Source organism: Tahibacter harae, from assembly GCF_024437735.1.
Taxonomy (GTDB): Bacteria; Pseudomonadota; Gammaproteobacteria; order Xanthomonadales; family Rhodanobacteraceae; genus Tahibacter; species Tahibacter harae.
Genome location: NZ_JANFQO010000026.1, coordinates 54,751 through 73,324 on the forward strand (window position 1 = coordinate 54,751; position 18,574 = coordinate 73,324).

Sequence of the window (18,574 nt, forward strand, 5' to 3'; positions counted from 1 at the left end):
GGGCCCCGCTGGGGCCCGTTGTTTTTTGCGCGCTCAGCCGGCGTGATCTGCCGCGGCCGGCGGCCGGCGGCGCCGGGCCCAGAACGGCGACTGGCCAAAGCGCAGCGGCGCGGCATAGGTGTCGTGGAAGCGGCGGCGGTAGTGCGCGTGTACGGCATCCATTTCGGCCAGGAAGGCAGCGCGCGCGGCAATGGCGCCTTCCGCGCCGTGTTCGATCGCATTCGCCGCGCTCTCGGCCGAGGCCAGCGCATGGAACAGGCCCTGCGAGGCGATGGGATCGAAGGACAGTCCCGCATCGCCGATGGCGAAGAACCCTGCTGCCGCCGCCAGCCCGGCATCGTCGAGCACGGCGCTGCCGGCGGGACGCGCGTGCACGGAAGCGTCGGCCGCGGCGGGCAGCACTTCGGCGAGCAATCCATGGCGGCGCGCTTTCGCCAACAGCGCGGGCAGCGATTTCAGCCGGCGCAGTTCGGGATCCGCCGCATCCAGATGAAAGGCCAGCACGCGCCGGCTGCCGGGCACACGCACGCTGTACCACCAGCCGTTGCTGTCGGCGCAGACGCGGGTGCAGTGATCCTCGTCGCCCGGCAGCGCCGCAAGGTGTACATGCAGGCAGATCAGCGCGTCCTCGACCCGGCGCTTCAGGCCGAGCTGGCGCGCGATGGCGGCCGTGCGGCCGGTGGCGTCGGCCAGCACCGGCGCCTGATGGATTTCCCCGGAGGCTTCGTCGGCGACCAGCCAGCGCCCGCCGTCGCGGCGCACGCGCAGCGGTCCGCAGTCGTCCACCAGTACGGCGCCGGCTTCGGCCGCGCTGGCGCGCAGGTCGGCATCGAAGCGCACGCGATCCAGGTGCCAGCCGGCGCCGTTGGGATCGCGTAGCTGGTCGAACCAGACCGGCGTCTCGCCATCCCACTGCGCCACGGTGGCGCCGCGTTCCGCATGGCCGGCGGCAAGAAAACGCTCGAACGCGCCGCAGCGCTGCAACAGCACGCGCGCGGCGCCGGGGAGGGATTCACCGATGCGCGGCGCGGCCGCCGTGCCCGGCACGGCGTGCGCAACGGGCGCCGCCGCTGGCGCCCCAGGCACGGCCGCTGCCGCGGGCAAGGCTGCCGCCTCCGCAGCCGCCAGCCGTTGCGCGAAGGAAACCGCACCCGCCGCGGGCAGCGCCGTCCGCTCCAGCAGCAGCACCCTGCGCCACGGCCGCAGGCGGCAGGCCAGCGCCGAGCCCGCAGGCCCGGCACCGACGATGATCGCGTCCCAGGCGGTCGCCGCCACGGGCGGTCAGGGCGTCGTGGTCGGCGTTCCCAGCCGCGCGAGCTGGCGCATGCGCGCATCGGTCGCCTCGCGCTCGGCCTCGCTCATGTCCTTGCCGCCGCGGTCTTCCACCTGCATCAGCGGCGGGAAGTCCGGATCGTCGGCGATGCCGGGGCGGACTTCGACGATGCCCTGCCGGTCGAAGTGATTGACCATGTTGAGCAGCTGGTTGTCGTAGCCGACGCCCAGCGTGCGGTCCCAGTCCGAGCGCGTGTTGAACGCGGCCAGGCGTTGCTCGCGCGGCAGCGCGGCATCCATCACCTTTTTGTAGTTCTCCACATCCAGCACCTGGTTGGGCACGCGCGCCGGCCAGAACGTGGGCAGGTAGGGGTCGTAGTTGGGCTGGTAGCCGGAGCGGCAGCTGGCCGTGTCGGTCTGCCAGGGAATCGCCATCCAGCGCGTGATGGAACCGGGGAACTGGGCGTAGAGCGGCCCGTTGTACGAGGTCGCCTCGCCTGGCGTCAGCGTGCTGCCGTAGTCCGGCTCGGGATTGTCCGCGGCGCGATGACGCCAGCGGTACGGCTCCAGATACATAGTGGCGTGGCGCACCGGCCAGGTCATCTCGCAGCCCGGATGGAAGGCATCGGCCAGGCAGAATTCCAGCGCGGCGCGGTCCAGCATGGCCGGCTGCAGCGCCAGCGGCACTTCGTCGATGGACCGGGGTACAGGCGGGGCCGGTTCGAGGTCGGCGATGAAATCGCCTTCGGCCCAGCGGTCCAGCAGGGCGAGCTGGGTCGTTGTCAGTGCGGTCATGGCGCGCGGGATCGGCGGCATGGGCACGTCCATCGCATCGCCGTAGACCCACGGCCAGGGTTTCTGCGAAATGTCGTTGTCCAGCGGATTGCGGAAGGCGTTGGCGACGGTGCGGCGCAGTTCCTTGTAGGTGTCGCCGGGCTGGGCCAGCTTGCGCAGATAATCCGGCGCCAGCAGGTGTTGCGGCATGCCGTAGCCGAAGCCCGCGGCGAAGCCGGCATTCATCCATTGCAGATCGCACAGGGCCTGGAAGATGGGCAGCAGATCGTGGCGGAACGAGGGGCGCGTCGGCGCCGGCAGCTGGCCGGCCTGTATCGCCAGGTCGGTCATCAGCGCGTACAGCGTGCGCACGGATTTCTGCTGCGGACCGTAGTTCGGCGGCGCCACGACCACCCAGGCCGGCGCGACGTCCAGCGGGCGCCCGTCCACCCGCACGCGCGCGGTGACCGGGCCGTCGCTGGTGTCGTCGTACCAGCCGTCGTTGTTGGCGAAGGTGACCGGCGGCTTGCCGTCGATGGAAGCGGACTTGCCGTGGCCGCCGAACACCAGCAGGCGGCCTTGCGCATCGGTGCGCAGTTCGCCCAGCGCCACGCTGATGCCCATGAAATTGCCGTCGTCGAAATGGTATTGCGCGCCCTGGGTGGACGGCGTGCTGATGTTGCGCGGCGACGGGGTGATGGAGAGTTTGCGCCGGTCCTTGACGCTGGCGTTGCGGCGCGTGGACGGCGTGGCGGCGGCGGCTTCGGGGATGTCCAGCGCGAGTTCAAAGTTGTACCAGGCGGCCTTGTGGTTGGCCAGCTGCACCGACCATTCGATCTCGGCGCCTTCGTCCATGCGCAGCTCCCGCACCGCGCGGCCGGCGGCGTTGTAGCCGTAGATGCGGAACTGGGCGACTTCGCGCTTGAGCGCCCCGCTGCCGTCGCGGTAGAAGCCCGGCGGCTGCGGCGCCGGATCGGTCACCTGGGGACCGATGTAGTAGCCGTCGTCCTTTTGCGAATTGCCGACGCGGGCGATGCCTATGGATGGATGGATCTTGGCGTAGACGATGCGCTCGTCCGCTGCATTGCTGCTCATGAGCCCCTCCGCTGCCTGTGTGAGGCCCGCAGCGGCAGGCGGCCGCGGGGCCGGGCGACTCTCGCGCGAAACGGCCACCGCGTCAACAAAAAGTACACTTAGGTCTATTGATGCATATGCGGCAAACGCCGGCCGCCGTGCTACGGCGCCGGACTGCCTCCGCCCGGCCCGCGCAGGAACTGCCCCGCGCCCTGCTGCAGCAGCATTTCGGCGACGACGTTGCCCAGCGCCTCGGGCTGGTCCAGGCTGCCCACCGCCTCGGCGCGCAACAGGCGGCCGCCGCTCACGTCGCCGACCAGGCCGGTGAGTTCCAGGCCGCCCTCGATCTCGCGGCAATAGCCGGCGATAGGCACGCTGCAGCTGCCGTGCAGGCGCAGGTTCATGGCGCGCTCCGCGCCGGTGCAGCGGGCGCTGTCGGCGTCGTTGAGCGGCGCCAGGCGCTGCTGGGTGGCGCGGTCGCCGGCGCGGTATTCAATCGCGATCGCCCCCTGGGCCACGGCCGGGATCCAGTCCGGCGGCTGCAGGCGGCCGGCGATGCGCCCGGCCAGGCCCAGGCGCTCCAGGCCGGCGCAGGCCAGGATGATGGCGTCGTAGTTGCCGGCATCCAGCCGCGCCAGGCGCGTGCCCACGTTGCCGCGCAGGTCCAGCAGTTCCAGATCCGGCCGCAGCGCGCGCAGCTGGGCCTGGCGGCGCAGCGAGGACGTACCAACCCGCGCGCCCGGCGGCAGGTCGGCGATGCCGCGGTAACGGTTGCTGATGAAGGCGTCGGCGGCGTCGGCGCGCTCCAGCACGGCGCCCAGGGCAAAGCCGGGCTCCAGCTCCATGGGTACGTCCTTGAGCGAATGCACGGCGATATCGGCGCGGCCTTCCAGCATGGCCACTTCCAGTTCCTTGAGGAACAGCCCCTTGCCGCCGATCTCGGCCAGCGGCCGGTCCAGGATCTGGTCGCCGCGCGTGGTCATGGGCACCAGTTCCACCTGCAGGTCGGCATGCACGGCGCGCAGGCGCGCGGCGACATGCTCGGCCTGCCACAGGGCCAGCGCGCTCTGGCGGGTGGCGATTCGCAGCAGTTTCATGGGTTTGGACGTTCGGCGGGCAAAAGACGCCGCATCGTAACGGCTGCGGCGGTCTGGCAGAAGGGCCGGGATTCGGGATTGGTGGGCAGAGGCCGGTGCCTTGCCGGCGCCCCTGGTCCCTAATCCGGAATCACAAACTCCTCACCAGCTTGCGCAACGCCGGCAGGTTGCGGCGGCTCACTTCCAGCGCGTCAGCCGCGCCTTCGATGCGCACGAAAGCACGGCCGTCGGCGCTGCGGGTCAGGCCGGACATGCGCTCGCGCGCGACCAGGCAGTTGCGGTGGATGCGCACGAACAGGTCGCCGAATTCGTCCTCCAGGCCCTTCAGCGCATCCTCGATCAGCACCTGGCCCTTGGTGTGGTGGACGACGACGTATTTGTCCTCGGCCTGCAGGTAAAGGATGTCCTGTACCGGCACCAGCACCAGATTGCCGCGCACGCGGGCGCAGATGTGGCTGCGCTGGCGCTGCGCGCCCAGGCTGCCGGCGAGCTTGTCGACCTTGCCGGCGCCCAGGCGGCCGGCGCGGGCCAGGGCCTGTTCCAGGCGCTCGCGCCGCACCGGCTTGAGCAGGTAATCCACCGCGTGCGCCTCGAAGGCCTTGAGCGCGTATTCGTCGTAGGCGGTGCAGAACACCACGGCCGGCGGATCGGCCATCGCACCGATCAGGCGCGCGGCGTCCAGGCCGTCAAGGCCAGGCATGCGGATGTCGAGCAGGCAGACATCCGGCCGCAGCTGGTCGGCCTGCTGCACGGCCTGCTCGCCGTTCTCCACGCTGGCGATGACTTCGCTGCCCACGTCGGCGACCAGCACGGCCAGGCGCTCGCGCGCCAGCGGTTCGTCATCGGCAATCAGTACACGCATGGCAGACTCCACAAAAGGCAATTTGCAGTTTCCCGCGCATCAGCCGGGCAGCGGCAGGCGCAGGGTACAGACGAAGGATTCGGCCTGGTCCTCCACCAGCAGCGCGGCGCGGCCGGCGTAGTGCAGGGCCAGGCGGCTGCGGATATTGGCCAGGGCGATGCCGTTGCCGCCGCCGCGGCGTGCCGCCGGCGGCGGACAGGGATTGCGCACCTCGATCACCAGCGCCGCGGGCTCGACCCGGCCGAGCACGCTGACCGTGCCGCCCTGGGGCAGCGGCTGTATGCCGTGGTAGACCGCGTTCTCTACCAGCGGCTGCAGCAGCAGCGGCGGCAGTTCCACGTCGCGCGGCAGCGCGGCCACATCCCACTCCAGCCCCAGGCGCGATCCCAGGCGCAGTTCCTCGATGCGCAGGTAGCCGCGGGCCAAGTCCAGCTCCTCGCCCAGTGTGGTCTGCGCATCGGCACGGCCGAGCGCGGCGCGGAACAGGTCGGCCAGATCCTCCACTGCAGCTTCGGCCTGGGCCGGGCGGGCGCGGATCAGGCTGGCGATGACGTTCATGCTGTTGAACAGGAAGTGCGGGCGTATGCGCGCCTGCAACGCATCGAAGCGCGCGCGCTCCTCGGCCTGGACATTGGCCCGCCACTGCTCCTGCACATAGAAGTAGCGCAGCACCGCGCCCACCACCAGCGCGCAGATCACCCCGTTGCGCAACACGAAGCGCACCACGTCGGCGGAAGCGTCGACCAGGCCGAAGCGCAGGTTCTGATCCAGTACGAACACCAGCCAGCTCAGGCCGGTGGTGGCGACCAGCGCCAGGGTGACGGCGACGAATTCGCCCATCCACGGCTGCAGCCGCAGCAGCAGCGGGCGCAGCTTGCACAGCGACACCGCCCACAGCGCCGCCAGCCACTGCACGAACAGGCTGGCCACGCCCAGGCTCTGCCAGCTGGGCACGCTGACGTCGCTGGCGGCCAGTACCACGATCAGGGCAACCAGTTCGCCAATCACGATCAGGGCGAACAGCACCGGCCAGCTGCAGAAATTCGGCAGCCAGTGGGCCGGCTCGGCCGCCGGTGCCGGGGCGCGTTCGGGTATCGCCAAGCTGCGCCCTCCCCGGCGCCGCGATGATCGGGCGATTATGCCGCGAGGCGCTGGCCCAGCCACTGCCGCAGGTCGGCGATTTCCTCCGCACCGACATGATGCTGTATGGGATAGCTGTGCCATTCCACCGCATAGCCCAGGCCCTTGAGCGCGTCGCGCGACTGGCTGGCGAGCTTGAACTGGATCACCGGATCGTAGGTGCCGTGGGCCATGAAGATGGGCAGGCCGGCATTGGCCTCGCTGCGTTCGGCGGCGGTGGTCTCGCCTATGGGCAGGTAGGTGGACAGGGCGATCACGCCGGCCAGGCGCTTGGGATAGCGCACGCCGCCGGCCAGCACGATGGCGCCGCCCTGGGAGAAACCGGCCAGGAACACCCGCGAGGCCGGCACGCCGCGGTCGCTTTCACGCGCGATCAAGGGCCCCAGGTGGCCTATGGATTCGCGCACGCCGGCCTCGTCCTGGCGCCGCGCGATATCCGCGTCCAGCGAGTGGACGTCGTACCAGGCGCGCATGGGCGCGCCGCCGTTGAGGGTGACCGGGCGCACCGGCGCATGCGGAAAAACGAAGCGCAGCCCCGGCCAGTCGCGCGCGACCAGGTCGGGAATGATGGGGGCGAAATCGTGCCCGTCGGCGCCCAGACCGTGCAGCCAGATCACGCTGTGGCTGGGGCGGGGCTTGGTTTCGATCTCGACGGCAGGCAGTACCATGGGGTGCTCCGGCAAAGAACGCGATGGTGCCTGAGGCCCGGGGCGATGGCCATTGCCGCGGCGCAGGCGGCCCCGGGCGCCGGCCGCAGCCGCGCCCCGTACGGCCGCCGGCAATGACCATTGCCACGGCTAATCCGCAAAAGCCTCCGCTATGCTCGGCCGGTCCTGCTCAGGAGTCCGCCATGTCATTGAGGTCAAGCGCCCTCGCCGCCGCCCTAGTCACCGTCATCGCCCTGCCGGCGCAAGCCGCGCTCACGCTGGACCAGATCATGGCCGAGCCGGACTGGATAGGCGCGCCGGTGGAATCGCCCTACTGGTCGGCCGACGGCAGCGCGGTCTACTACGCCCTCAAGCGCCCGGGCAACGGCGTGCGCGACATCCACCGCATCGCCCTGAGCGACAACCGCGACAGCGTGCTGAGCCCGGCCGAACTGGCCGGCGCCGACGGCAGCGACGCCGTCTACGACCAGGCCCGCCGCCGCGCCGCCTTCGTGCGCAACGGCGACATCTTCGTGCGCGACCTGGCCGGCAACCGCCTGATCCAGGTCACGCGCAGCACGGCTGACGAGCGCAATCCGCAGTTCTCCGCCGACCAGTCCAGCCTGCAGTACCGCCTGGGCAACGACTGGTACAGCTACGACTTCGCCAGCGGCGTGAACGCGCCGGTGGCCGTGCTCAAGACGGAAAAGAATCCCAGGGACAAGAAGCCGGGCGATTTCGAGCAGCTGCAGCTGCGCCTGATCGGCACGCTCAAGCAGGACTACGACAACAAGCAGGCCCTCAAGGACCGCGCCGACGAACTGCGCAAGGCCGATCCCAGCCGCGCCGCCGAGCCGGTCTACCTCGGCGACGATGTGCAGGTCAGCGCCAGCCTGCTCTCGCCGGATGGCCGCTGGCTGCTGGTCGCGACCACGCCCAAGGGCCATGACGGCGGCCGCGCCGGCAAGATGCCGATGTACGTGACCGAATCCGGCTACGAGGAAATCGAGGACGTGCGCACCCGCGTCGGTCGCGGCGATCCCGCCCCCGACACGCTCTGGCGCGTGGACCTGGCCAGCCAGGCCGTGACCAGGCTGGATTATTCCGGCCTGCCCGGCATCGAGGACGATCCGCTCGCCGCCGTGCGCGCCGAGAACGAAAAGGCCAAGGACTCCGCCAAGGACGCCAAGGCCGACGACAAGGGCAAGAGCGGCAAGGACAAGAAGGACGCCAGGAAATCCGACAAGCCCGAAAAGGTGCAGCGCCCGCTCACCGTCGCTGCCATGCAGTTCACCCGCGACGGCAGCCAGGGCGCCGTGGTGCTGCGCGCCATCGACAACAAGGACCGCTGGATCGTCAGCGTCAGCAACAGCGAAAAGCCGGCGCTGACCACCCGCCACCGCCTCACCGACCCGGCCTGGATCAACTGGAACTTCAACGAATTCGGCTGGCTGCCGGACAACCGCACGCTGTGGTACGTGTCCGAGGAAAGCGGCTATGCAGCCTTGTATACCCGCCGCGACGGCGACAAGCCCAAGGCCGTGGTGCAGGGCCGCTTCGAGGTGTCCTCGCCGGTGGTCTCGCCCGACGGCAACTGGTTCTACCTGCGCAGCAACGCCGAGGCGCCGTATGCCTACGATGCCTACCGCGTGCCCACCGCCGGCGGCGAATTCCAGCGCCTGACCCAGTTCAAGGGCCTGGAAAGCTTCGCCCTGTCGCCCGATGGCAAGCAGCTGCTGGCCGCGCACTCCGCCAGCTACGTGCCGCAGCAGATCAGCGTGCTGCCCGCCGATGGCGGCAGCCCGCGCCAGCTCACCGACACGCGCAGCGCCGCGTTCAAGGCCATGAGCTGGCAGGCGCCGCAAATCGTCGGCGTGCCCTCCAGCCATACCAAGGATCCGATCTGGGGCAAGCTGTACACGCCGGCCGGCGCGGCCGCGGGCAAGCGTCCCATCGTGCTGTTCGTGCACGGCGCCGGCTATACCCAGAACACGCACCTGAGCTATCCGTACTACTTCCGCGAGCAGATGTTCCACAACCTGCTCACCGAACGCGGTTATCTGGTGCTGGACCTGGACTACCGCGCCTCCGAGGGCTACGGCCGCGACTGGCGCACGGCCATCTACCGCCACATGGGCAAGCCCGAGCTGGAAGACCTGATCGACGGCGTCAACTGGCTGGTCAAGGAACATAACGGCGACGCTTCCCGCGTCGGCGTTTACGGCGGCTCCTACGGCGGCTTCATGACCCTGATCGCAATGTTCCAGGCGCCCGAGGTATTCAAGGCCGGCGCTGCCCTGCGCCCGGTCACCGACTGGACCCAGTACAACCACGAATACACGTCCAACATCCTCAACACGCCGCAGATCGACGACATCGCCTACCGGCGCAGCTCGCCCATCGAGTTCGCCGACGGCCTCAAGGGGGCGCTGCTGATCGCCCACGGCATGATCGACGACAACGTGTTCTTCCAGGATTCGGTGCGCCTGTTCCAGCGCCTGATCGAGCTGAAGAAGGACAATGTGGAACTTGCGCCCTATCCGCTGGAACGCCACGGCTTCGTGCACGCCGCGGCCTGGCGCGACGAGTACGCGCGCATCCTGAAACTGTTCGAGACCCACGTGCGCGGCGTCGCGGCGCCCTAACGACGTTCTAACATTTGGCGATTTTCCGGCAATAAAGCGTTACGGCGTGGCGACGCCGTAACGCATTTCGGTGTATGTTCCGTCTCCTGCGGCGTCCTTCTGTGGCGCCGCGCATCACCATCTCCACCCCAGACCCTCCGCTCGGCATGACAGTGCAGCGGGCCGCAGGGCGTGTCGAGGCATACGCAGACAGTCAGCACGTGGCGATTCGCGTCGGGACTCGGTAACGAGGCTTTCCTCCAGCGGAGGGGCTCCGGATGGAACTGGTGATAGCGGGCCGCAAGGTCCGTCCCATCCCTAGCTGACAACGAAACGGTGACCGACCGATGCCGCATAGCGTAGAGCTGATTACCACCATCGCCGCCGCCCTGGGCCTGGCCCTGATCGTCGGTTTCATCGCGGTACGGCTCAAGCTGCCTGCGCTGGTCGGCTACCTGATTGCCGGCATTCTGATCGGCCCGGCCACGCCGGGCATCGTCGCCGACGTACACCTGGCCGGCCAACTGGCCGAGATCGGCGTGATGCTGCTGATGTTCGGCGTGGGCCTGCACTTCTCACTGGATGACCTGCTCTCGGTCAAACGCATCGCCCTGCCCGGCGCGCTGGTGCAGATCGCCGCGGCCACCACCATGGGTGCGGCCGTGGCCTGGTGGTGGGGCTGGTCGCTCGCTGCCGGCCTGGTGTTCGGCCTGGCGCTGTCGGTCGCCAGCACCGTGGTGCTGCTGCGCGCCCTGGAAAGCCGCGGTCTGGTGGAATCGGTCAACGGCCGCATCGCCGTGGGCTGGCTGGTGGTGGAAGACCTGGTCATGGTGCTGGCCCTGGTGCTGCTGCCGGCCCTGGCCGGACCGGAAGTGTCCGGTGCCGCCGACGCCGCCCACGGCGCCGCCGCGCAGCCGCTGTGGCTGGCCATCACGCTGACCCTGGGCAAGGTCGCCGCCTTCGTCGTGCTGATGCTGGTCGGCGGCCGCAAGCTGTTCCCCTGGCTGCTGTGGCAGGTCGCCCGCACCGGCTCGCGCGAGCTGTTCACCCTGTGCGTGATCGCCGCCGCGGTGGGCATCGCGTATCTCGCCGGCATCCTGTTCGACGTGTCCTTCGCCCTGGGCGCCTTCCTCGCCGGCATGGTGCTGCGCGAATCCGAACTGAGCTACCGCGCGGCCGAGGAATCGCTGCCGCTGCGCGACGCATTCTCGGTGCTGTTCTTCGTCTCGGTCGGCATGCTGTTCGACCCGCGCATCCTGGTCGAGCAGCCGCTGGCGGTGCTGGCCGTGGTCGGCATCATCGTCGTCGGCAAGGGCGTCGCCGCCTCGGTCCTGGTACTGCTGCTGCGCTATCCGCTCAACACCGCGCTCACCGTCTCCGCCGGCCTGGCCCAGATCGGCGAATTCTCCTTCATCATCGCCGCGCTGGGCGTATCGCTGAAGATACTGCCGGTGGAAGGCCAGAGCCTGATCCTGGCCGGCGCCATCATCTCCATCGCGCTGAACCCGCTGGTGTTCCAGGCGATAGAACCGGCCGTGGCCTGGATACGCAAGCGCTCGCGCTTCGCGCGCAAGCTGGAACGCCCGGCCGATCCTCTGGCCGAACTGCCGACCAGCGTGAGTTCCGAAAGCGTCACCGGCCACGTGCTGCTGGTCGGCTACGGCCGCGTCGGCCGGCGCATCGCCACGGCGGTACGCGAGCGCGGCCTGCGCCTGGTCGTGGCCGACCAGAACCGCGAACGTGTGGAAGCCCTGCGCGAAGCCGGCTTCGCCGCGGTCGCCGGCGACGCCTCCGAAGCGGCCGTGCTGATCCAGGCGCATATCGCCCGCGCCAAGGTGCTGGTGATCGCGATTCCGGATACGTTCCACGTACGCCGCATGGTGGAAATCGCGCGTGCGCTGAATCCGTCCGTGCAGGTCGTCGTACGCAGCCACAGCGAGGAAGAAGCCCAGCTGCTGCAGCAGGAACAGGTCGGCCAGGTCTTCCTGGGCGAGGAAACCCTGGCAGACGCCATGACCGGCAGCGTGCTGGACAAGGCCACCGCCAGCCCCGCCCATTGAACAGAGGCCGCACCATGAACCCGGCAACTTCCCTGCAGATCCGCCGCGGCAGCGTCGCCGATGCCGAAACGCTGTCGCGCTGCATGGCCGACTGGTTCCTCGCCGCCTATGCCCACGCCAGCGACGCGGCCAATACCGCCGCCTTCGTGCGCAGCAATTTCGATCCGCAAAAACAGGCGCGCGAGCTGGCCGATCCGCAGATCGTCACCCTGATCGCCCAGGACGGCGCCGACTGGGCCGGCTACGCCCAGCTGCGCCTGGCCACACCTCCACCCGCCTGCGTCACCGGGCCCGACGCCGCCGAACTCGGCCGCTTCTACTTCGCCCCGGCCCAGCACGGCCGCGGCGGTGCGGGACAGATGATGCAGTCGATACGCGCCGAGGCACGCGCCCGCGGACGGCGCTGGCTATGGCTGCTGGTATGGCAGGAACAGCCGCAGGCGATACGGTTCTACGAGAAGCAGGGTTTCGAAAAAGTCGGCACGGCGATCTTCATGGTGGGCGAGGATCGCAAGCATGATTTTGTGATGTGCGGGGCGGTTTGAACTGTCGGTATTGCGGCGTCACGACCGGTCTGCCGAGACAGGCCGGATACCGGTGATTCCCGGCGGCGAACTCAATAGTCACTCGACCAGGCCGTCTGGCCAGTCAATCTGGTTCACAACAGGCCGTCTGGTCCCGCAGCGCCCAATTTCTTCACCCGATACTCCAGCGCTTCCCGCGCATCAATTGCCTCGATTTCCGCAGGGCTCAACGACAGTTGCGTCGGAGAGTTCTGCAACGCGCCGGCGTCGTTGAAACGAATCTCGCCACCGTCCCGAATGAGTGGCGAACCCACGGCCGACAGTGGCACTGAGTCCAGATCAGGCCCGTCGGCAGTGCCGAGACTCCCGTAGATGGCTGAGCGAACTCGCCAAACCGCTGCCCGCGCCGACGCAGGACCGGATCGACACACCAGCTGTCGACTCCGCTCGGCGGCGGCATGACAAAGCAGTTCTCATAGGAGCGGCCAACACTGACGCTGCCACATTTCAGCCGGCGGCAGACCACGCTGTCAGTCAGGCTCAACCCGCCCCACATTCAACCTGCTCCACCGGCGTACACACCCGGTTCCGCCCCAGCGCCTTGGCGCGATAGAGCTGCCGGTCCGCCTCGTGCATCAGTTCAGCCACGCTGCTCATCTGCTCATTCCATTCGACCAGTCCCAGACTGGCGGTGACTTTCAGCGCTTCGCCGTTCGCGTCGGTGGTATGTGCTGCGATGATGCGACGCAGGGTTTGCGCACGGTTGCGCGCGGTGGGCAGGCGGGTATGCGGCAGCAGTACGGCGAATTCCTCGCCGCCGAGGCGGCCGGCGAGTTCCGGCACCTGCAGTTCGGCCTTGAGCAGGCGGCCCACGTCCTGCAGCACGGCATCGCCGGCGCAGTGGCCGTGGCTGTCGTTGATGCGCTTGAAGTGGTCGAGATCGAGGAAGATCAGCGACAACGGCATGTGTGCGGCGCGGGCTTCGGCGCAGGCGGCGTCGAGCAGGTCGCGGAAATGGCGGCGGTTGTAGACCTGGGTGAGCATGTCCAGGGTGCTCAGGCGGTGCAGGCCGGAGTGGTAGCGCGCTTCCAGGGTGCCGTTGCGGATCAGGCGGAATACGGTGTCGCCGACGGTGAGATAGTCGCCGGCGGAGAGCTCCGCCAGGGTTACGCCGCGGTCGTTGACGCAGGTCTGGTTGGTCGAGCCTAGATCACGCACCCAGAAGCGCCCGTCTTCCAGCCAGACCACGCAGTGCCGGCGCGAAGCCGCCGGATCGTCGATGCGGAAACCGCAATCGTCGCCGCGGCCTATGGACAGCGGCCGCTGATCCAGCGCAATGCGCTGGCTGAATCGCTCGCCGTGCACCACCATCAGTACCGCGCCTTCCGTCGGCGCTGGCAGCTGGCGCAGCACCTGCTGGCGCTGGGTGGTATCGAGCGGTTTGGGCGGGGACATGTGCATCACGAATCGGGTTCCGGGCGTGGGGGAAGGAACGCGGCGGCGATGGCGCTCCGAACACGTGCCACGCTATTCCGGCCCCGCCGGAAGTTCCGGCATGACTTCCTGCATGGTCTGATGCCGAGCGGCGCACAGCGGCGGCCGGGCGAAGCTTGATTCACGCGCGCCAAAGCGCCCGCTGCGCCGAAAGCGCAACACGCCGCCGCTCCAACTTACGCGAAACCGCAGCGGCGCGGATCAGCCGCACGCGAAAGTGAAGTGCACAGCAGGGCCGTTGCAGCGGACGCCAGTACCAAGAGAAAACCGGTCACGCCCCGGGAACAGGGAAATCCTCACGATTCTCGGCGTCTGGAGCTTCTTCCTCATGCCTCCCCGGATCGGCAGACACTGCGCATCCGCCGGACAGCAGACAAAAGCGGCGTCCACTGCGCCTCAGGCAGGACGCGCTGCTTGCGCATTTTCTTCAACGCCTGTACGCGCTCGTTCCCATGACCATCAGAATCCACAGCGCTGCCGAGGCAATCCCTGGCAGCATTGCCAGGATCCAGACAAGTCTCTTTGTCGCAATGAGCAGGTACAGACCGCCCACCGTCGACAGGAAAATTCCGGCACACAGGCAAGGCGTCAGCAGGCTTTGCGCCGCCCGTCCTCTGAAGATGCCGAATTCGCCAAGCAACAGGACCGCTGTCGGAATGACCAGAACCGAGGCCGTTGCGGTAAGTTTCCTGATTACTTCCACTACATCGGAATAGTTCAATTTCCCTCCCGATCAGCCATATCGAATCGCATCGATCAGACGGACCACCGTCGTGATTCGCTCCAGCCGCGCCAGCGGAATACCCACCGCCCAAAAGACCGCGCGGCCGCGACACCGGGGGCGATACGCAGGTCAGCCGGCCGTTCGACCCGTATCAAACGAATCCTTCCTGCACTACCGAACACCGGTCCGCGAAGCCCTCTGATTTCCTTCGCTACCCCGTCCGGCCGCCGTCCGGCATGCGAGCTTCCCCGCCAAAAATGGAAACCCCGGTTTCCGCGGCAAACCGCTCGATCGCAGCCGCCGCGGCGATGGAATTCCCGGTCGCGTCGAGCCGCGGCGACCAGGCGCAGATGGTCATGCGCCCCGGCACCACGGCGAGGATGCCGCCGCCGACACCGGTCTTGGTGGGCAGGCCCATGCGGAAGGCGAAATCGCCCGCGGCATCGTAGGCGCCGCAAGTGAGCATCAGCGCGTTGATGCGGCGTGTGGCTTGCGGGTCGAGCACGCGCGCGCCGCGGGGCTGGCAGCCGTCGCCGGCCAGGAACAGGCTGGCCTGGGCCAGTTCGGCGCAGGACATGGCGATGGCGCATTGGGCGCAGTAGGCATCCAGTACCGCGCCGACCTGGCCGCGCAGATTGCCGAAGCTGCGCATGAAGTGGGCGATGGCGGAATTGCGGTCGCTGTGGGCGCGTTCGGAACGCGCCACTTCGGCATCGACGGCGACAGTGCTGCGGCCCAGCAGGCGGTGGATGAATTCCAGCACCGCGCGCTCGGGCTGCAGGTAGCGCTGGCACAGCACATCCGTGATTACCAGCGCGCCAGCGTTGACGAAGGGGTTGCGCGGGATGCCGCGTTCGCGTTCCAGCAGCACCAGGGAATTGAACGGCGTGCCCGAGGGCTCGCGACCTACGCGCTGCCACAGCGCATCGCCTTCACGCTGCAGCGCCAGGGTGAGGGCGAACAGTTTGGAGATGCTCTGGATGGAGAAGGCCCGCTGCGCCACGCCGGCGCAGTACAGGCTGCCGTCCAGCCCGGCCACGGCGATGCCGAACTGGGACGGGTCTACCCGCGCCAGCGCCGGTATGTAGTCGGCCACGGCGCCGGCGTCGGTCAGCGTCTGGGCATGGCGGGCGATAGCGGCCAGGAGTTTGTCGAAGTTGAGCGGCATGGACGGGAAAGCGTGCGGCGGGAGTACGCAACACTAGCGGCTGCCGCGTCGCGTTTGTAGCTCGGCACGAATCCGCCTGCGAGCACCAGCCCCCGAAACCGTGATCCACGGGCTTCAGGCACCGAACCCCGAATCCCCGCCCCGCCCCGGATCCCAAACAAAAGGCCGCGCGATTGCTCGCGCGGCCCCGTCCTCACAGCACTCCCTGCCCGATCAGAACTTCACACTGAAGCGCGCCCAGTAGTAGCGGCCGACGGTGTCGAAGGTGACCGGATCGGTGTTGCCGTTGGTCACGTTGTTCTGGAACAGGATGGCGGGCTGCTTGTCGAACACGTTGTCCACGCCCAGTTCCACGCGGGCGTTGATCGGTTCGACGGTGTAGCCGACCTGCAGGTTGTGGTACGTGGTCGCACCGTAGGGCACTACGACATTGGGCAGCTCGCCGTCGGCGGAGTCGCCATCCGGACGCAGCGAACCCAGGTCGAAGCCGTGGATATAGCGCGTGGTCCAGCTCGCGTCGATATTGCCCAGTTCCCAGTTCAAGGTACCCAGGGCGCGCCAGCGGGCGTAGTTGCCGAGCTGACGGTTGAACTGGCCGGCAGCGTAGATGGTGCCGCTGGGGTTGCCCTCGTTGTCGTAGATGAGCTGGTTGAACTGCGCGGTATAGGTCGCGTCCAGGCCGATGCGGAAGGTACCGATCGCCGTTTCCGGCGTGCGGTACTTGATGCTGAAGTCCATGCCCTTGGCGTCGAGGCGGCCCAGGTTCAGCGTCGGCTGGTCGATGTAGAAGACCTGGCCGTCGGACTCGAAGCGGTGGATGTACTCGCACAGGTTGCCCGAGGTGTAGCACTGCAGCGCGACGGTGTTGACGTCCAGCGCGCTGATGTTGTCGTTCAGCGCGAAACGCCACACGTCGACGCTGGTGGACAAACCTTCCAGCCAGCTCGGGTCATACACCACGCCCCAGGTGAAGGCCTTGCCCTCTTCCGGCTTGAGGTTGGGATTGCCCTGCACCAGGCCGGTGGTCTGGCCGTTCGGCGGACCGCCGAAGCTGCCGTCGCGCGGCACGAACTGGCAGGCGCGGTCGATGTTCGCATTCACGCCGACCGGCGTGGTGAGTCCTTCGCAGGGATCGCGGAAGGTCGGCGAATTGGAGGCCGGCGCCGAGAACAGGTTGGAGATGGTCGGCGCGCGGAACACTTCGGCGATGGTGCCGCGGACCAGCACGTCGTCGATCGGGCGCCATTCCAGGCCGAACTTGGAATTGGTCGCGTCGCCGAAGGTGGAGTAGTCCGAATAGCGCGAGCCGATGGTGACGTTCAGCGTCTTGGCGAAAGCGACATCGCGCAGGATGGGGATGAAGGCTTCGCCGTAGAACTCCTTGACGTCGAAGCTGCCGACCACGGCCGAGGTACACGCATCCTGCGCCAGCAGGCAGTTGGTGTAGTCCGGCGGCAGCGCGGTGGCGAGGAAGTCCGGCGAGAAGTTCTGGTATTCCTTGCGGTAGGACGCGCCCACCGCGAGGCTGACGGCGCCGGCCGGCAGTTCAAACAGTTCGCCGTTGGCGTTTACCTCGCCCTCGCGCTGGATGTACGACAGGCTGGTGCGGTACGGCGCTTCCAGCGCGCGGAATCCTTCCGGCGTTTCCGACGGATTGAACACGTTGACCGGGATGCAGCCGGTGATCGGCGCATCGGGCGTGCCGCAGCGGGCCACGCCGTTGGCGTCGATGAAGGACGGACCTACCGCGTTGGTCAGCGTGGGCTGGAAGATGTAGCCGTTGAACAGGCGGTTCTGCGAGAAATGGCCGTAGGTGAAGTTCGCGTCCCACTGCCAGCTGGTGGCGCCGAAGCCGCCGCGCAGGCCGACATTGATCTGGTCGGTGCTGACGGCCGTGCTGGCGCGGCGGTTGCCGACCGCTTCCAGGCGCAGGAAGAACGAATTGCCGGAATCATTATCGCCGCTGCGGCCGAAGTCGATGCCGAACGGGTTGTACACGCTGTCGCGCGAAATCAGCACATTGTCCGAGCGCGCATCGAACGGCAGCGGCGCGATCGCATAGGCGGCGCGGGTCTTGTTGTGGAACGCTTCCACATAGGCTTCCACGCTGTCGCTGAGGCGGTAGTTGCCCACGACGAACATGCTGCCGCGCTCCTGCGGCGTGAGTTCCAGGTTGCCCACGGCCTGGAAATTGTACGAGTCGACCGTGCCGTCATAGCACTTGTAGTCCGACAGCGCGCCGCCGCCGGCGCCGGGCTTGCGCGTGACCGAGGTGCCCGGTGCGCAGCCCACCTGGGCGAGCAGGTCGTCGGGCAGGTAGATGCGTCCGCGCGGCGTGCGGCTGGAACCGCTGGCGGCGATCTCGCCGCCGGACAGGTACAGCGCATCCTTGGAGAAATCGCGGTTGCGGGCAGCGACCAGCTCCTGATCGTGATAGTTCAGGCCGATCATGATGCTGCCCTTGTCGCTGGTGTGGCCCATGGTCATGGTCACACCGGTGCGCTGGCCGTCATCCTTGTCGGCGATGCCGTAATCGACGGCGAATTCGATGCCCTGGTAATCCTTGCGCAGGATGAAGTTCACCACGCCGCCGATGGCGTCGGAACCGTAGATGGCCGAGGCGCCGTCCTTGAGCACTTCCACGCGCTCGATCAGGTTGATCGGAATGGCGTTGACGTCCGGCGCCGGGCCGGCGAGACGGCGGCCGTTGACCAGGATCAGGGTGCGCGCCGTGCCCAGGCCGCGCAGGTCGATGGTGGCCGCGCCGGTGCCGCCGCCGTTGTTCACCGCGCCGTTGGTCGCGGTCGCGCCGCCGGCGATGGCCGGCGTGCTCTGCAGCAAGTCGCCGACGGTGAGCTTGCCGGTCTTCTCGATCTGGCCCTTGTCGATGACGAACACCGGGCTGGCGGTCTCCAGGTCGACGCGGCGGATGCGCGAGCCGGTGACGACGATGGTTTCCAGCTTGTCGGTTTCAGCGGGAGCGGGCTGTTGCGCCAGCGCCGGAGCAGCGATGCTGCTCAGCAGCACGGCGCCGACGCCGACGGTCTGACCAGACAATGCCAGGCGCACGGCTCGGGGGAGCGAAGGGTTGAACATGTATTTCTCCTGTAATTA

At 68.2% G+C, this 18,574-nt stretch carries 13 protein-coding genes; 3 read left to right on the forward strand and 10 right to left on the reverse strand.

Annotated features, from left to right (window positions below; all coding sequences use genetic code 11):
* Positions 1-33: 33 nt before the first annotated feature.
* The 6 genes from NM961_RS21105 to NM961_RS21130 all read right to left on the reverse strand — a co-directional run bounded on the left by NM961_RS21105 (position 34) and on the right by NM961_RS21130 (position 6,887).
* Positions 34-1,275: an NAD(P)/FAD-dependent oxidoreductase gene (locus tag NM961_RS21105; protein WP_255916408.1), complete on the reverse strand. Its 1,242-nt coding sequence runs from the start codon at positions 1,273-1,275 to the stop codon at positions 34-36.
* Positions 1,276-1,281: 6 nt separating this feature from the next.
* Positions 1,282-3,141 (reverse strand): LodA/GoxA family CTQ-dependent oxidase, encoded by a 1,860-nt coding sequence (locus NM961_RS21110; RefSeq protein ID WP_255916409.1) that lies wholly within the window; start codon positions 3,139-3,141, stop codon positions 1,282-1,284.
* Between the two features lie 140 nt (positions 3,142-3,281).
* Complete coding sequence (hemC, locus tag NM961_RS21115) at positions 3,282-4,217, reverse strand: hydroxymethylbilane synthase (RefSeq protein ID WP_255916410.1); 936 nt, start codon at positions 4,215-4,217, stop codon at positions 3,282-3,284.
* A gap of 130 nt (positions 4,218-4,347) precedes the next feature.
* The gene (locus NM961_RS21120; RefSeq protein WP_255916411.1) at positions 4,348-5,079 is read right to left on the reverse strand and encodes a LytR/AlgR family response regulator transcription factor; all 732 of its coding nucleotides are present in this window, start codon (positions 5,077-5,079) and stop codon (positions 4,348-4,350) included.
* Positions 5,080-5,118: 39 nt separating this feature from the next.
* Positions 5,119-6,180 carry a sensor histidine kinase gene (locus tag NM961_RS21125; protein ID WP_255916412.1) on the reverse strand — a complete coding sequence of 354 codons (1,062 nt, stop codon included), beginning with the start codon at positions 6,178-6,180 and terminating at the stop codon, positions 5,119-5,121.
* Between the two features lie 35 nt (positions 6,181-6,215).
* Positions 6,216-6,887, reverse strand: a complete 672-nt coding sequence (locus tag NM961_RS21130; RefSeq protein ID WP_255916413.1) for an alpha/beta hydrolase — start codon at positions 6,885-6,887, stop codon at positions 6,216-6,218.
* A 182-nt stretch (positions 6,888-7,069) separates the two neighbouring features.
* Here NM961_RS21130 and NM961_RS21135 point away from each other — a divergent pair, with 182 nt between their 5' ends.
* The 3 genes from NM961_RS21135 (at position 7,070) to NM961_RS21145 (ending at position 12,095) form a co-directional block, all read left to right on the forward strand.
* Positions 7,070-9,511, forward strand: coding sequence for a S9 family peptidase (locus tag NM961_RS21135; RefSeq protein WP_255916414.1), 2,442 nt, complete (start codon positions 7,070-7,072; stop codon positions 9,509-9,511).
* 326 nt (positions 9,512-9,837) lie between these two features.
* Positions 9,838-11,550: a cation:proton antiporter domain-containing protein gene (locus NM961_RS21140; RefSeq protein WP_255916415.1), complete on the forward strand. Its 1,713-nt coding sequence runs from the start codon at positions 9,838-9,840 to the stop codon at positions 11,548-11,550.
* A 14-nt stretch (positions 11,551-11,564) separates the two neighbouring features.
* On the forward strand, positions 11,565-12,095 hold the full coding sequence (locus NM961_RS21145; RefSeq protein WP_255916416.1) for a GNAT family N-acetyltransferase: 531 nt from the start codon (positions 11,565-11,567) through the stop codon (positions 12,093-12,095).
* Positions 12,096-12,614: 519 nt separating this feature from the next.
* On the opposite strand, the gene NM961_RS21150 is transcribed toward NM961_RS21145, so the two are convergent.
* The 4 genes from NM961_RS21150 to NM961_RS21165 all read right to left on the reverse strand — a co-directional run bounded on the left by NM961_RS21150 (position 12,615) and on the right by NM961_RS21165 (position 18,556).
* Positions 12,615-13,529: a GGDEF domain-containing protein gene (locus NM961_RS21150; protein WP_255916417.1), complete on the reverse strand. Its 915-nt coding sequence runs from the start codon at positions 13,527-13,529 to the stop codon at positions 12,615-12,617.
* A 466-nt stretch (positions 13,530-13,995) separates the two neighbouring features.
* Positions 13,996-14,289, reverse strand: a complete 294-nt coding sequence (locus NM961_RS21155; protein WP_255916418.1) for a hypothetical protein — start codon at positions 14,287-14,289, stop codon at positions 13,996-13,998.
* 214 nt (positions 14,290-14,503) lie between these two features.
* Entirely contained in the window at positions 14,504-15,460 is a 957-nt protein-coding gene (locus tag NM961_RS21160) for a glutaminase (RefSeq protein WP_255916419.1), read from the reverse strand.
* A gap of 213 nt (positions 15,461-15,673) precedes the next feature.
* Complete coding sequence (locus tag NM961_RS21165; RefSeq protein ID WP_255916420.1) at positions 15,674-18,556, reverse strand: TonB-dependent receptor domain-containing protein; 2,883 nt, start codon at positions 18,554-18,556, stop codon at positions 15,674-15,676.
* Positions 18,557-18,574: the final 18 nt, after the last annotated feature.

Coding starts and splice junctions, on each gene's coding strand:
- NM961_RS21110 (WP_255916409.1), bottom strand. CDS start 3,141: ATGAGCAGCAATGCAGCGGACGAGCGCATCGTCTACGCCAAGATCCAT.
- NM961_RS21130 (WP_255916413.1), bottom strand. CDS start 6,887: ATGGTACTGCCTGCCGTCGAGATCGAAACCAAGCCCCGCCCCAGCCAC.
- NM961_RS21120 (WP_255916411.1), bottom strand. CDS start 5,079: ATGCGTGTACTGATTGCCGATGACGAACCGCTGGCGCGCGAGCGCCTG.
- hemC (WP_255916410.1), bottom strand. CDS start 4,217: ATGAAACTGCTGCGAATCGCCACCCGCCAGAGCGCGCTGGCCCTGTGG.
- NM961_RS21150 (WP_255916417.1), bottom strand. CDS start 13,529: ATGTCCCCGCCCAAACCGCTCGATACCACCCAGCGCCAGCAGGTGCTG.
- NM961_RS21165 (WP_255916420.1), bottom strand. CDS start 18,556: ATGTTCAACCCTTCGCTCCCCCGAGCCGTGCGCCTGGCATTGTCTGGT.
- NM961_RS21140 (WP_255916415.1), top strand. CDS start 9,838: ATGCCGCATAGCGTAGAGCTGATTACCACCATCGCCGCCGCCCTGGGC.
- NM961_RS21145 (WP_255916416.1), top strand. CDS start 11,565: ATGAACCCGGCAACTTCCCTGCAGATCCGCCGCGGCAGCGTCGCCGAT.
- NM961_RS21135 (WP_255916414.1), top strand. CDS start 7,070: ATGTCATTGAGGTCAAGCGCCCTCGCCGCCGCCCTAGTCACCGTCATC.
- NM961_RS21160 (WP_255916419.1), bottom strand. CDS start 15,460: ATGCCGCTCAACTTCGACAAACTCCTGGCCGCTATCGCCCGCCATGCC.